The 14,305-nt window shown below is 55.1% G+C and carries 11 protein-coding genes; 6 read left to right on the top strand and 5 right to left on the bottom strand.

What is annotated here, in order from left to right:
• Positions 1–6: 6 nt before the first annotated feature.
• The 4 genes from M2305_RS13970 to M2305_RS13955 are packed head-to-tail and all read right to left on the bottom strand — an operon-like array spanning position 7 to position 4,736.
• The gene (locus M2305_RS13970; RefSeq protein ID WP_264649713.1) at positions 7–1,602 is read right to left on the bottom strand and encodes a TolC family protein; all 1,596 of its coding nucleotides are present in this window, start codon (positions 1,600–1,602) and stop codon (positions 7–9) included.
• Positions 1,599–3,428 carry an FUSC family protein gene (locus tag M2305_RS13965; RefSeq protein WP_408871477.1) on the bottom strand — a complete coding sequence of 610 codons (1,830 nt, stop codon included), beginning with the start codon at positions 3,426–3,428 and terminating at the stop codon, positions 1,599–1,601. Before M2305_RS13965 ends, M2305_RS13970 begins: the two co-directional genes overlap by 4 nt.
• Positions 3,409–4,458: a multidrug transporter subunit MdtN gene (mdtN, locus tag M2305_RS13960; protein WP_264649980.1), complete on the bottom strand. Its 1,050-nt coding sequence runs from the start codon at positions 4,456–4,458 to the stop codon at positions 3,409–3,411. Before mdtN ends, M2305_RS13965 begins: the two co-directional genes overlap by 20 nt.
• Before the next feature lie 2 nt (positions 4,459–4,460).
• Complete coding sequence (locus tag M2305_RS13955; protein ID WP_099213009.1) at positions 4,461–4,736, bottom strand: YtcA family lipoprotein; 276 nt, start codon at positions 4,734–4,736, stop codon at positions 4,461–4,463.
• 387 nt (positions 4,737–5,123) lie between these two features.
• Between M2305_RS13955 and M2305_RS13950 the strand changes: the two genes are divergently transcribed.
• The 4 genes from M2305_RS13950 (at position 5,124) to M2305_RS13935 (ending at position 9,828) form a co-directional block, all read left to right on the top strand.
• Entirely contained in the window at positions 5,124–6,476 is a 1,353-nt protein-coding gene (locus M2305_RS13950) for an NAD(P)-dependent oxidoreductase (RefSeq protein ID WP_264649712.1), read from the top strand.
• Positions 6,469–7,737 carry an NAD-dependent dihydropyrimidine dehydrogenase subunit PreA gene (gene preA / locus M2305_RS13945; RefSeq protein WP_211512377.1) on the top strand — a complete coding sequence of 423 codons (1,269 nt, stop codon included), beginning with the start codon at positions 6,469–6,471 and terminating at the stop codon, positions 7,735–7,737. Before M2305_RS13950 ends, preA begins: the two co-directional genes overlap by 8 nt.
• 56 nt (positions 7,738–7,793) lie before the next feature.
• Positions 7,794–9,035 carry a Zn-dependent hydrolase gene (locus M2305_RS13940; RefSeq protein ID WP_264649711.1) on the top strand — a complete coding sequence of 414 codons (1,242 nt, stop codon included), beginning with the start codon at positions 7,794–7,796 and terminating at the stop codon, positions 9,033–9,035.
• Positions 9,036–9,117: 82 nt separating this feature from the next.
• Positions 9,118–9,828, top strand: a complete 711-nt coding sequence (locus M2305_RS13935) for a TetR family transcriptional regulator C-terminal domain-containing protein (protein ID WP_099213014.1) — start codon at positions 9,118–9,120, stop codon at positions 9,826–9,828.
• On the opposite strand, the gene M2305_RS13930 is transcribed toward M2305_RS13935, so the two are convergent.
• Positions 9,740–11,194, bottom strand: coding sequence for an NCS1 family nucleobase:cation symporter-1 (locus M2305_RS13930; protein ID WP_264649710.1), 1,455 nt, complete (start codon positions 11,192–11,194; stop codon positions 9,740–9,742). The genes M2305_RS13935 and M2305_RS13930 overlap by 89 nt on opposite strands.
• Before the next feature lie 132 nt (positions 11,195–11,326).
• Between M2305_RS13930 and hydA the strand changes: the two genes are divergently transcribed.
• A complete protein-coding gene (hydA, locus tag M2305_RS13925; RefSeq protein WP_264649709.1) occupies positions 11,327–12,742 on the top strand; it encodes a dihydropyrimidinase in 1,416 nt (471 codons plus the stop codon).
• Positions 12,743–12,777: 35 nt separating this feature from the next.
• The gene (locus M2305_RS13920) at positions 12,778–14,097 is read left to right on the top strand and encodes an aspartate aminotransferase family protein (RefSeq protein ID WP_264649979.1); all 1,320 of its coding nucleotides are present in this window, start codon (positions 12,778–12,780) and stop codon (positions 14,095–14,097) included.
• Positions 14,098–14,305: the final 208 nt, after the last annotated feature.

Genomic DNA, 14,305 nt, shown 5'->3' with positions numbered 1-14,305 from the left:
TTACTTCTAATTTTGATTAAGAGAGCCCGTGCCGAACGCAAGCCCGGCCGCGGCGATTAACGCAGCATAATAGGCATCTGAATGGCTCAGTGTCGCATCAAGATACGCATTCTGCGCGATACTCGTCTGCGTCATGGAGCCTACGCCACTACGATATGCGGCTGAGGATGCCTCAAAACTTGTCATTGCTGCCGTCTCCAGCTTTGCTGATGCGGCATAGGCACTCAGGCTAGTACGGAGCGCATTTTCTGCGACTACAATCTGCTTCACAGAACTGTCGACTGTTTGCTGCAATGTCGCATCCGCACTGTCAGACTGATCCTGGGCCTGCTTCAGCAACGCAGCTCGGGTTCCCCCGTCGAAGATGGGGACAGTAATCCCACCAAGGATCAAACTGCTGAAGGCATTACTCGATAAGTTAAGGGTTGGGGGAGCCTCACTTCCCACTCCCGGCACGGATGAAAGCGCCAGACGCCCCGTGGTGTAGGCTACATTTCCTGTCATGAAGATCTTGGGCAGAAATTCACTTTTTGCTGCTCGAACCCTGCTCTTTGCGGCTTTTGCATTTGCGTATGCTGCAAGAACGTCCGGTCTGCGTGAAACGGCCTGTTGGACAAATGCATCAGTGAGGCGAATATCGTCCAGCCCGAGCGGGCGGCCAGAAATATCGAGTGTCTCAAGTTTCGTGTTCGGGGAAATACCAATGGCATTCAGAATTTCAAGGGCCGTATTCTGTTCGTCGCCCTCTGCCTGTACAAGTCGTAGTTCAGTCTGTGCCGTAGCCTGCCGAGCCTGCGTTACATCCACTATGGTGCCTTGCCCCTGATGTAGCTTTGCGACTGCGGCCGCTTCCACGAAGCGTGCATTGTCCCGTGCCTTACGCAGCAATACGACACGGCTTTGGGCTGCGGCATGGGTGTAATAGGCCGTTGTTACCCCGTAGATGATTTTCTGATGAGCCGCAGTGAAGAGCACATTGGTTGCAATCTGTGCCTGCTTTGTGGCGGCAATAACGGCCTCACGTTTGCCGAAGTCGAACAGCAGCCATTCCATACCCAGGGTTTGGATTTCGCCAGCGCCCGACCTGCTATTGCGAACACCGCCCAAAGCACTGTTTAATCCGCTCAGGCCTGAGTTGATTGCGTCTTCAGCAATGCCCGCATTGCTGACCGACGGGTTCGCACCGTCATTACGGCTATGATTATATCCGCCTACAACTGTCGCGGTCAGGCGGGGCAAGTATGCACTCTTCGTAATTCCCACAGCCAGAGCGGCATCGCGCGCAAGATTCCAGGCACGTCTGGTTTCAGGATTGGCGGACTGCGCAATATCGATCAATTCAGGCAGGGAATAGGCATGGCCAGCCTGTGGCGCCAATTCAGGAGCAGGAGGCCGGACATGGATCCGACTATTGGAAGGCAATGTGTATCCAGCAGGGACGGCCAGTGCATGCGGTCCGGGCTTACCGGGCACCAGTTCTCCATTTGCAGCGACATTCGGTTGCCATGGCCGATCAGGGCTGGCTGGCGCCGTTTCAAGTGCCTGGGTCGCACAGCCCGATAGCAGGAGCGGCAGCAAAAAGGTTCTTTTGAAGTGAATCATGAAGCAATCTGTTCCAGTCGTGCCGTACGATCGGCAAGGTCTGGCCGCTTGGGAGTTGCAAGCAATTCTTCAGTCAGCCTCGAGGCATCGATCAAGGCATTTCGGGCCGCCTGAAGACGGGGCTGGTCAGCGCGCATATGTGCTGGCTCAGACATCGCATATTCCAGTGTTCGTTCGCTTTCCAGTAACGCGGATTGACTAAGAGCGGCCGCCTGAAGCTGATCTTCAGAGCTCTGAGCCTTTCCCTGCCGCTTCAGGCAATCTGTCAGTTTGCGAAGACTGGCCCCCAAATGATCGTAGGCACTTGCCGGCCAGAAGCTGGTGAACATGGCATATGTAATGAGGTTACCAAGCATGATGCCGACAATACGGTCCCGCGCGGTAGCCATGTCTGCTGTGGGGCCATAACCCTTCAGATCTGTCAGATAAAATGCCAGACCGATCTGAAAACCAGCATAAGCAATCCGTTCGTCGCCTGTCTTGACCCACGCCCCGATCAGGGAAACCACAAAGACAAGCGCCAGAAATCCGGTGATGCCATTCAGGTGTGGCATCACGGTAATAATAGAGGCGATCCCTAGCGTCCCACCTATGAGAGCACCCGTGATGCGCAGTGTCAGCTTTGAAATCATCTCACCCATCGTAGGCAACGCGACGATAAAGCAGGTGATGATGCAAGTGTGGATGCCTGGCCAATCCAGAACCTTGAAGGCCAGATAACTCAGCATCACCGCAGCAGTCCCTTTCACTGCGAAGCGGACATGGTCTGGATTGGTAAAGGCATCCTCAGAGAAGAAACCCGATTTTTCCTTTTCTGGCGATTTTCCAGCGACAGGGGCAGGAGGGGTTGTGAAACTCTGCAGGAGAGCGGTTATCGCCTGTAAAGACGGATGCTCCGAAGCGATCACAGGGCTTTCGATGGCTGTGGGATAGTCACCGTCTGAAAAAATCCTTGCCATGCCTTCAAGCGTTTCAGTCAGGCGAGACAACTGCTCCTGTGGCAGTCTTGCCCGGCTCGCCTCATCAGCAAGCGCAAGAACGGCAACACTGCTGTTGGCTGCCTGTCGCAAGCAGGCCAAATCGTGGATGGACCAGATCTTTTCAAGTGAGGCCATCTTGGCGGACTTCATCATGCCCGCCGTGCCTTCCCGAAGCATATCTGTCGCTCGTTCCTGTGTTAGCGCATCAGGAGTTTGGAGAAGGCGAACAGCCATGTAGAGCCGGGCAGCGATGCTATCCGTCAGGATCTTTTTAGGGGATGGGCAAATCAGCAGCCCCAGCACAATCATGACCGCCCCCGGCACGGCCAGAAACAGATCCGTATAGAGGAGGGCGCGTGTCACGACTTCTCCAACCGGGACCTGATCAATCGCAATCAGTCCGTAAACAGTAATCAGACCTAGCATATAAGCCACAGGCTTTAACTTGCTGGCGGAGCCCAGAAAGAAAAAACTGAACGACAGCAGGGCAATGACGATCACCAGTCCCATAGGATGATCGAGCGTCAGGCGGATGAGCGCGTAAATGATCAGAAGCAGAATGAGGATGAGGACATTGACAGCAACCCCAGCCAGAGCATTTGTCACGCGGTCCTTCTGCCACAGCGCCATGGTCACAAGGGCAGGCACGGCCAGCTCCGGAACCTGCCAGATTTCCCCAATCAGCACGGTCGTCGTGCATGCGGCAGCCATGCGAAGCGCATATCCCAATCGCCCCGGGGCAGGGTCACAGACCAGCCGCCAAATCCGTGCCGATCCCAGTCCTGGCCCCCTCATGCTGGAAGACGACGGGGCATTCGCCAGAGCGTCAGGGACAGGCAGCGCCATGCCGGATCTCAACGGTTGCTGTGGCGCCAAGTCTTAGCAAAAGTGGGTTTGCCCTCTCCAGCTTGATACGCACCGGAAAGCGTTGGGCGACGTGAACCCAGTCCATTTGGCGCGGCACGATGGGCAGTGACCGGGCAATGCCAGCAGAATCTACAGACAAAACGCCCCAACCAATACTTTCGACGTGTCCGCGTAGAGGACTATTGCGATCAATCATTGAGTGAACGGTCACGCAGTCGCCAATCTGAACAGAAGAGAGATTGATCTCACGGATATTGGCGGTAGCGTACCACTCGTCATCAGCAATGAGCGTGAACAGGACCTGAGACGGCGCGAGAACTTCGCCAGCTTTAACCCGTAAACTTGTGACATAACCATCCGCAGGAGCTGTGACCATAGTCTGGCGTAGCTCGTATTTTGCGTGGTCCAGGGCTGCCTGACTGGCATCCCGTGCGGCAAGAGAGCTTTTCAGATCTCCGATCGCTGTTGTCGCTGCCTCAGACTGGTTTTTCGACTGCGAAAGCGACACTTCAGCGTCATGGAGTGCCACACGAGCCTGATCATACTGTTGCCACGGAATATAGGACTGACCGGCAAGCGGCTTCAGGCGTTCTACCGTGCGCGCAGCCAAATCACGGTTGGTTCTGGCACGAACAACCTGGTCATCCGCCGTGGCGGCGTTGGATGTCTTGATGCTGAGCAGCCGTGTCTGGTTCTCGACCTCCGCATTCGCGAGATCCAGATTGGCCTGAGCCTGTCGGACAATCAGTTCGTAAGGTTCAGGATCAAGCTGGTAAAGAACATCACCCTTATGAACATGCTGATTGACGACAACTCTGAGTTCCTTCAACCGTCCACCAATGGTGGAGGCGACGTGCACCATTTCTGCGTCAATACTTCCGCTGTCAGAAGACGGATGAGTGCTGTCTTCATGCGAGACATGGACGCCGAAGAGAATGGCTGCCCCAACGCAGATGACAGCCACAATAATACCGATAGGCTTTTTGCCTGAGACATGAACGCGCTGCATCATCAAGGCCCGAACACCAGCGTCCACACAGTCAGTGCGGCGATAACGCCCAGTGCTACATAGGTGAAGAGACGAAAACTGAGGATGGCATCAAGGCCGGTTAGAAGGAATATCACTCGTAATCCAACGGCAACCGCAACACCGACGAGGCCACAGACCATCCAGTCCGGAAAGTAAGCGCCTACAACTGGGAAAGACGGGGCGCCCTGGAGCGTACATCCTTCACTCGCCAATAAACACGAGACAGGAATGAGAAAACGCAGGCGGGTAAATCGCATGAGAGGTGTCAAAGCTTTCTGCGTCCAACAAATAGAGTGCCAGCCTACCACATTCCTCTCCAAAGGCTACTCCGGATCGCATGACTAAGTGTTTGAACTTGGATGCATTGATTTACGGAGTAAACGATGATGGCGGCCTTGATTAGACCTCCCATGAATGATGGATTTGTATTCAGCGGAAAAGCCCTGGGGGAAGAAAACGCACCTCCTGATATAAGATCTTGTCGGCGCGATTTCTCATGACTAGGCGTTTCGTCGATCGCCGCAGGTTCTCACCTAGACCCCATACTCTCGCATAAACTGAACGTTTGGTCAGAAAACCCTTGCCAGAGAGTATTTCGAACTCATACCATTCCGATTACGAACCAAGTCAGGCAGGAGACGAGTATGCGACTCGATATTGCATGTGGCCGATTGCCGGAAACTGCTCTGGAACTGAACTTCGCCGATGCTCATCCCGGCCTGTCGCCCGAACAGGCCGCGCTGGAAGCTGATCGATGTTTCTACTGCTACGACGCTCCATGCGTTGAGGCCTGTCCAACGGACATCGATATCCCACGGTTCATCAAAGCCATCGCGTCTGACAATCTGGCTGGCGCTTCGCGCACCATTCTTCAGTCCAACATCTTGGGTGGGTCGTGTGCACGGGTTTGTCCGACCGAAATTCTGTGTGAGCAGAAATGTGTTCACACCGCGATTGAAGCTCATCATGCCGTTCGAATAGGCGCACTTCAGCGGTTTGCTACAGACTGGCAAATGCAGCAGAAGACCCACCCGTTCCAGCGGGCTGCAAGCACCGGAAAGCGCGTGGCCGTCGTAGGAGCAGGACCTGCTGGGCTAGCCTGCGCCCATCGTCTGGCGATGCATGGGCATGATGTCACGATTTTTGATCGACACGATGCACCTGGTGGCCTCAACCAGTATGGTGTTGCGGCTTATAAACTTGCTGACAATTTCGCCCAAAGGGAAATCGAGTTCCTGATGGAAATTGGGGGAATCGCTTTCCAGGGTAACGCGACGCTCGGGGAGAACATCACGCTTGCAGACCTCCGCGAGACCTATGACGGCGTTTTCCTGGGCCTGGGTCTGGCAGGTGTGCGCGCTCTAGGCTTGGAAAGCGAGTTCGCAGAGGGCGTTCTGGATGCAGTCGATTTTATCGAGACCCTCCGCTCTCGGAATCTCTCGGAAGTTGTAGTTGGCAGACGCGTTGTCGTGGTTGGGGGCGGTAACACGGCAGTTGACGCAGCAGTGCAGGCAAAACGTCTGGGTGCGGAAGAGGTAACGCTGGTTTATCGCCGCGGGGCTGAGCACATGTCGGCCACGGAAGTTGAACGGGAATGGGCCCAGACAAACGGCGTAACGGTCAGATTCTGGGCGTCTCCCAGTCAACTCAATGTCGAAGACGGGGCCATCAGGAGCATCACATTCCTTCGAGGCACGCCTGATGACGGTTACGATCCGCAGAATGCCTTCACACTCGCGGCCGACATGGTCCTTAAAGCAATCGGGCAGGTTTTTGTGCCAGACCCAGTGCGAAACGACCAGATTCTCGTGGAAAACGGGCGCATCGTTGTGAATGAAACAGGACGCACCTCCATGCCGGGAGTTTATGCGGGTGGCGACTGTACGGCAGGAGAAGATCTTACCGTTGCAGCTGTCCGGGACGGACGGAACGCAGCTGAAGCGCTTCATAATGAACTGATGGCATCCAACACGGAAAGGGCTGACCACAATGGCTGACCTGCGCACGGTTTTTGCTGGAATCAAATCTCCCAATCCATTCTGGCTTGCTTCCGCTCCCCCGACTGACAAGGAATACAACGTTCGCCGGGCCTTTCAGGCCGGATGGGGTGGTGTTGTCTGGAAAACGCTTGGCGAAGATCCACCGGTCGTCAATCTGAGCTCCCGCTATGGAGCCCTAGGCTTTGAGGGACGTCGACTGATTGGCCTCAACAACATCGAGTTGATTTCGGACCGTCCGCTTGCGACTAACATCGCGGAAATCAAGCGCGTCAAACGCGAATTCCCGGATCGCGCCCTTATCGTCAGCCTTATGGTGCCCTGCGAGGAAGATAAGTGGAAAGCCATTCTACCGATCGTTGAGGAGACAGGCGCAGACGGGATCGAACTGAACTTCGGATGCCCGCATGGCATGTCCGAGCGCAATATGGGTGCGGCGGTCGGGCAGGTCCCGGAATACGTTGAAATGGTGACACGCTGGTGCAAGCAGAACACGCGGATGCCGGTTATCGTCAAGCTGACGCCAAACGTGACTAACATCCTGATGCCGGCACGCGCCGCGCGGGCAGGTGGGGCGGATGCTGTATCCCTGATCAACACCATTCAATCCGTCATTGGCGTGGATCTGGATGCCATGGCGCCCATGCCGGTTGTGGGCGGAAAAGGAACGCATGGTGGCTATTGCGGGCCTGCCGTGAAGCCAATTGCGCTACGCATGATCGGAGAGATTGCCAGAGATCCTATCATGGCTGGAATTCCCATCTCCGGAATTGGTGGAATCAGCAACTGGCGGGATTCTGCCGAATTTCTTGCAATGGGCTCAGGATCGCTTCAGGTCTGTACCGCCGCGATGCATTATGGTTTCCGCATCGTGGAAGACATGATTGATGGCCTGTCCAACTGGATGGACCAGAAAGGCTATGAGCGGCTGGAGGATCTGACAGGGCGGGCTGTCTCGCAGTTCGTGCCGTGGAACCAGCTCAACATGAAGTTCAAGACCCTCGCCAATATCGATCAGGATGCCTGTGTCGGGTGTGGTCTCTGTCATATCGCCTGCGAGGATACGTCCCACCAGGCGATTTCCAAGAAAAACATGGCTGATCGCCGACATTACGAAGTGATCGAAGAGGAGTGCGTGGGCTGCAATCTTTGTGCGCATGTCTGCCCGGTGGATGACTGCATCACAATGGTTCCACAACCCGTAGATGGGGAACTGACGTGGCCCCATCATCCTTCCAACCCCAATCGTATTCCCGCCTGAGAGGCATGACGCGGCGGCCAGAGGGTCACCAGACGGACGGATGAAAGAGGACTGGCATGTTTCATAGCAATATGCGGATTGACGGGAACGCTCTTTGGGCAGATTTGATGGATACGGCCCGGTTTGGTGGAACGCCAAAAGGCGGCATCCGTCGGTTAACACTGACCCCAGAAGATAAACAGGTTCGCGAGTGGTTCGCCTCGACCTGTGAAAGCCTAGGCTGCACCATCACGGTCGATACGATGGGCAACATGTTTGCCCGCCGCCCGGGACTTGATAACAGCCTGCCTCCCATCACGATGGGCAGCCATCTGGATACCCAGCCAACCGGCGGGAAATTTGATGGTATTCTGGGGGTTCTGGGCGGCCTCGCTGTTCTACGGGCGCTTCATGAAGCCGGGCATACAACGCGCCACCCTATCGAACTGATCAACTGGACGAATGAAGAAGGGTCACGCTTCACGCCCCCGATGATGTGCTCAGGCGTTTTCGCAGGCGTTTTTACGGAACAGGAGGTTCTGGACAAGCGAGATCGCGCAGGCGCGCGCTTTGGGGATGAGCTTGTTTCTATTGGGTACCGCGGTGAAGAGATCTGTGGCGATCACCCCATCGCGGCCTATTTCGAACTTCATATCGAGCAGGGGCCCATTCTCGAAGTCAAAGACCGCGTCATCGGAGCAGTTTCGGGCGTTCAGGGAATGCGGTGGTATGAGGTGACCGTAAAGGGCAAGGACGCCCACGCTGGCTCTACCCCCATGCCGATGCGTCACGATGCACTGCTTGCAACGTCCCGAATGGTTGTTGCTCTTTCAGAGACAGCACTGGGCCGTGCTCCGGGGGCCGTGGGTACAGTGGGCCTGATTGAAAATCGCCCGAACAGCAATAATGTCGTACCCGGCGAGACGTTTTTCACGGTGGATATCCGTCACCCGGATGATACCGTCGTCGCGACCATGGAGCGGGAGTTCATGGATCGCTTCCACAGCATTGCTGAAGCTGGCGGCGTGACGCTGGAGATCGCCTCCATCTGGGATGCTCCCGCAGTTCATTTTGATACGCGGTGCGTGGAGATGGTCGCGGATTCTGCACGCCAGATGGGCTACGATCCCCTTTCGATTGTCTCAGGCCCGGGGCATGATGCTGCGTATCTTGCACGCGTTGCACCAACGGCCATGATTTTTGTGCCCTGCAGGGATGGCCTGAGCCATAACGAGGAAGAAAGCATTACGGAAAGCGAGGCCGAAGCCGGAGCCAATGTTCTGCTTGGTGCTGTTTTGCGGGCAGACAGCACGCTCTAAGCGTTCTGCCAATCAGGGGCTTGTCGTCCAGCCTGTCTGCTGTCAAAAATCGCCTCCCGCAAAGCAGGCTGGGAGAAAGACAATGCCACAAGACAGTCTGGAGGCGTCTCCCAGCCCCAGAAAGAGAACTCGTGCCGGTGCGCCGCGCCGCGCCACCGTTCCGCAAATTCTGAATGCTGCGGAATGGACCTTTGGCACCCGCGGCCTTAAAGGAACGCGCCTTGAAGATATTGCCAAGGTCTGCGACATCCCCAAGGGCAATATTCTCTACTATTTTGGCTCTAAGGAAGACCTGTACAACGCCACACTGTCACGCCTGCTGGACGTATGGCTGACAGATGCCGATCACTGGCTTTCTTCTGACAAGGACCCGCTGGACGGGCTTAGAGGATACATAGAAGCCAAGATTGCATTCTCCCGCGCACGTCCTGAAGGATCGCGTCTCTTCGCACAGGAAGTGCTCTCAGGCGGCCACATGGTTCAGGACTTCTTACGGGGAGAACTTCGAGCCCATGTGGCCCGACATGTCGCAATCTTCCTGGAATGGCAGGCAAAGGGCATCATGGCGCCTATTGACCCGACACATCTGTTGTTTCTCTTGTGGTCGGGTACGCAGGCATATGCGGATATGCAGGTCCAGTATGAGGCTGTTCTGGACCGTACACCTCTTACTGACGGCGATTATGAAACTGCCGTCACCACTCTCATGACGCTTGTCCGTCCGCTGTTCTCCCAACCGGCCTCAGGCGCGTTAGAAGCAGATGAAAACAAAACCCTGAAAAGAAGCCTGTAAACCACGCGAAATTCTGGAATACGGCTAATGCTGGCAGGAAGACGTTTGCGAGCCCCACCAATACAGCCAGGCCCAAGGCCCAGATCGCGGTAGGGTTTACGCCACCTCGGTACCAGTAAGCTGCCGATGGGTCTGCACTGTAGAGCGCAGGCACGTCCAGGGTTTCCCTCTGAACAAAATAGTAGTCCGCCAGAAGAATTCCCGTCACAGGAGCGATAAACAGACCCAGGATGTCGAGCGTCAGGTGGATCAGATCCGGACGGGCATAGAGGTTCCAGGGCGTGAGAACGATGGCACCAATCGCCGCAATGACACCGCCGCCACGCCATGAAATGGATGCCGGGGCTATATTGGAAAAATCAAACGCAGCGGAGACGAAATTGGCAGAAATGTTGATCCCGATGGTCGCGAGAACGAAGGTTAAAATTCCTACGATCATGATTGTCTGACTATCCAGACGCGTCACAGTGTCCACCGGATCAACGAGGATTTGTCCCAGAACAGGCTGGGTGAGGGTTACTGTTGTAAGTGCAAGCGCGCAGAACGCCATGAAATTGATTGGTAGGCCCCAAAAATTACCGCGTCGTACCGCACTCAGGCTAATGCCGTAGCGGGCAAAATCGCCAAAATTCAGGATAATCGGAGAGAAGAATGCGATCGTCAGAGAGATCACATTCAGCACGCCGGTCAGATGTTGTCCGACGGAAAGAGCAGAGTGGGGAAGGACTGCAAAGCTGATCTGTCCACGCGTTTTCCAGAGAAGCACGCCGTCAAGCAGGACCATCATGACGTAAATGGCTGGCCCTGCCCAGTCTATGAAATGCCGGATGGACTCCATTCCGCGCCAGAATACCGCCAACTGCAAAGCCCAGATGAGCAGAAAGGCCAACCAGCCGAGCAGCGACAGTCCCATCAGTCCGTGGTGATGAACATCGCTATAGTCTGCCAGCGACGGCATCATCCGAAGAACAAACAGAACCACGGCATTGGATGCCAGCCATGTCTGGATTCCATACCATCCTACGGCTATGATCCCTCGCACCAGTGCCGGGACGACCGCGCCGTAGACGCCAAAGACACTTCGGATAATGACCGGAAAAGGGGCGCCGGACTTCAGGCTCGGAACCGCGATCAGGTTGCAGAGAAGCTGCACGGCGACGATTGCAACAAGCAGTCCGATGAGCACACTGCTGACCGGCAATTCCATCATGAACAGCGTGCCCACCGTCATGTAGCCGGCGACACTGTGGACATCAGACATCCAGAGGAAGAGAAAGTCCTTCCATGCCCAGTTCCGGTCCTGAACAGGCGCAAGATCCGCATTGGTCAGGCGCCCTGTAGCGTACGCGTCCGGTGACTGTGTCATTCTGGTGATCCTCGTTCTCGAAAAAATTCCGGAAGCGCAATCGTTATGTTGACCGGCTGGTCAGATTAACCATACAGTTTCGGTAAGACAACGACATAATGCCAACCACTTTTCCTGAAGGGAAGGGATGTCATGCTCCTGATCAAGGGTGGAACAGTTGTTACGTCTGAGCGGCGTTTCAGAGCAGACGTCCTATGTGACGATGGCGGGAGAATCGCGGCTGTTCAGGCGGATATGGAAGCGCCGACAGGCTGTACCATCGTTGATGCAGATGGCCTGCTTGTCATGCCAGGGGGGATAGATCCTCACACGCATATGGAAATGCCCTTCATGGGCACGACGGCCAGTGACGATTTCTATACAGGCACAGCCGCCGGGCTCGCCGGAGGCACAACGAGCATTATTGATTTCGTCATCCCCGAACACGGGCAGTCGCTGCATGACGCGTGGAAGACATGGCGGAGCAAAGCCGAAAAAGCGTCTGCTGACTATGGTTTCCATGTCGCGGTGACGCACTGGGACGACCAGGTTCACCAGGATATGGAAACACTGGTGCGGGACTGCGGCGTTAACTCCTTCAAACACTTCATGGCCTACAAGAACGCCCTGATGGTGGATGATGAGACGTTTCTCAACTCCATGCGTCGAGCGGGAGAGCTGGGCGCTTTATGCACCGTGCATGCCGAGAATGGAGATGCCGTCTCGTTTCTTCAGGAGACTCTCCTGAAAGCAGGAAACACAGGCCCCGCGGCGCATCCGCTCTCCCGCCCATCCAGCGTGGAAGGCGAGGCTGCCCAGCGCGCCATTACACTGGCGGCCGTCAGCAATACCCCTCTCTATATCGTGCACGTGTCAACACGCGAGGCGACCGAAGCCATCGCAACTGCCCGCCTTCGCGGACTACAGGTTTATGGCGAAGTTCTTCCACAGCATCTGGTTTTCGATGAAAGCGTTTACCAGTCTTCAGACTGGCTGAAGGCATCGCGCTATGTCATGAGTCCACCTTTCCGCGAAAAATCGCATCAGCAAGCGCTTTGGGGCGGCCTTTCTTCCGGCCAGCTCCACACCACCGCAACGGATCACTGTTGCTTCTGCCGCTCCCAGAAAGAAATGGGCCTCACCAATTTTACGCACATCCCCAACGGTGTTCCCGGCATTGAGGATCGCATGAGCATTCTGTGGCATCACGGCGTTGTCGGCGGCAAGATAACTCCGGAGCAGTTTGTTGCCCTCACGTCCACCAATACGGCCCGTATCTTCAATATCCATAGCCGGAAAGGCATGATTGTTGAGGGTGCAGACGCGGATATTGTGCTGTGGGATCCATCGGCGTCGCGAACCATTTCTGCCGCCACACATCATCAGAATGTCGATTACAATATTTATGAAGGCATGACCGTTACAGGCGTGGCAAAAAAGACAATCAGTCAGAGCCGTGTCCTTTGGGATGACGGTACACTGCGGGCCGAGCGCGGCCAGGGCCGGTATGTCGATAGAGCGCCTTTTAAGAAAAAAACATCTGACAGCCTGACGGAGGCAGTATCGTGACTACATTGACGAACGAAAGCCTGTGCGCCCTTGCCATGAGTGAGGGGCGCAACTGGATGCCCTTTACAGCCAACAGACTGGTTAACGGTCGGGGCGATCATCGCGTTGTGGCCTCTGCCAAAGGGCCTTACTATACGATGGCCGATGGCAAAACGGTCTTCGATACCCTGTCTGGGCTGTGGTGTACGCCTTTAGGCCATGGAAATCCACGCATTGCGGACGCGCTTCGTCAGCAGGCAGAAACGCTGGACTTCGCACCCGGATTCCAGATGACGCATGCACCGGCTGTAACGCTGGCAGCACGCATCGCAAAAATGGCCCCCGAAGGCTTGGAGCATGTTTTCTTTGCGAATTCAGGCTCAGAAGCTGTTGATACTGCACTAAAAATTGCGATCGGCTTTCACAAGCTTAAAGGTGAGGGCGGCCGTTTTCGTCTCATTGGACGCGAACGAGGTTATCATGGTGTAGGGTTTGGTGGCATGTCCGTCGGCGGCATTGTCCCGAACCGCAAGATGTTCGCCACGGTGATGGTCCCTGGCGTGGACCACATCCGACACCCTTACGATCACGCCCATGTCGCCTTTTCAAAAGGGCAGCCTGAGTGGGGCGCCCATCTGGCGGACGATCTCGAAAGACTGGTAGCACTCCATGATGCCTCCACAATCGCGGCTGTCATTGTCGAGCCAGTTCAGGGATCAACCGGCGTTCTTGTCCCTCCCGTCGGATATCTTCAGAAGCTGCGGGAAATCTGTACGAAACACGGCATTCTCCTCATTTTCGACGAAGTCATCACGGGCTTTGGGCGTATGGGAGAAAACTTTGCCTCCCGAAGATTTGGCGTCACACCGGATATGATTACCTTCGCCAAGGCGGTCACGAATGGGATCATTCCCATGGGCGGCGTTATCGTCACTTCAGAAATCTACAAAACGTTCATGAACGGCCCGGACGCAGCCATAGAGTTCGCTCACGGCTATACCTATTCAGGGCATCCAATGGCCGCGGCCGTGGCTCATACGGTGCTCGACATCATGGAAGAAGAGGGAACCAATGCGGCCGTCAGAGCACTGGAACCCATCCTGGAAGAAGAGATCCATGCACTGCAGGACCTGAAGTCCGTAAAAGATTTACGGAACATAGGCCTTACCGCCGCGATCGAACTCAATCCTCTTTCTGACAAATCTGCCCTTCGAAGCGTTCAGCTTTTTGAGCGAGGCCTGGAAGAGGGCGTTCTGCTTCGCGTCACAGGAGACACGATTTCTTTTGGCCCTCCATTTATTTCGACTCCAGACCAAATAAGAGGAATGATAGCCCAAGTTAGAAAGGTCATTATGAGCTGCGAAAAAGACTTCTAAATATTCATTTTAATTTCCGAATTCAGAAGTAATCCTCAGAAAGCCGAATGATGGAAGCATCATTCGGCTAAACGCGCTGGAATTAACCTAAAATACTAAATTTATATATTTATTTTATCCAAATATTATTTAGTATTTCATTATTAAAACGAAATATGTTTGAGTGCATATTATTCAGTTACACCAACTGAGCTTTCGGAGAAAAAAA

Source organism: Gluconobacter cerinus (assembly GCF_025961355.1).
GTDB classification, from domain to species: Bacteria; Pseudomonadota; Alphaproteobacteria; order Acetobacterales; family Acetobacteraceae; genus Gluconobacter; species Gluconobacter cerinus.
This window is presented reverse-complemented; position numbering and strand designations above follow the sequence as displayed.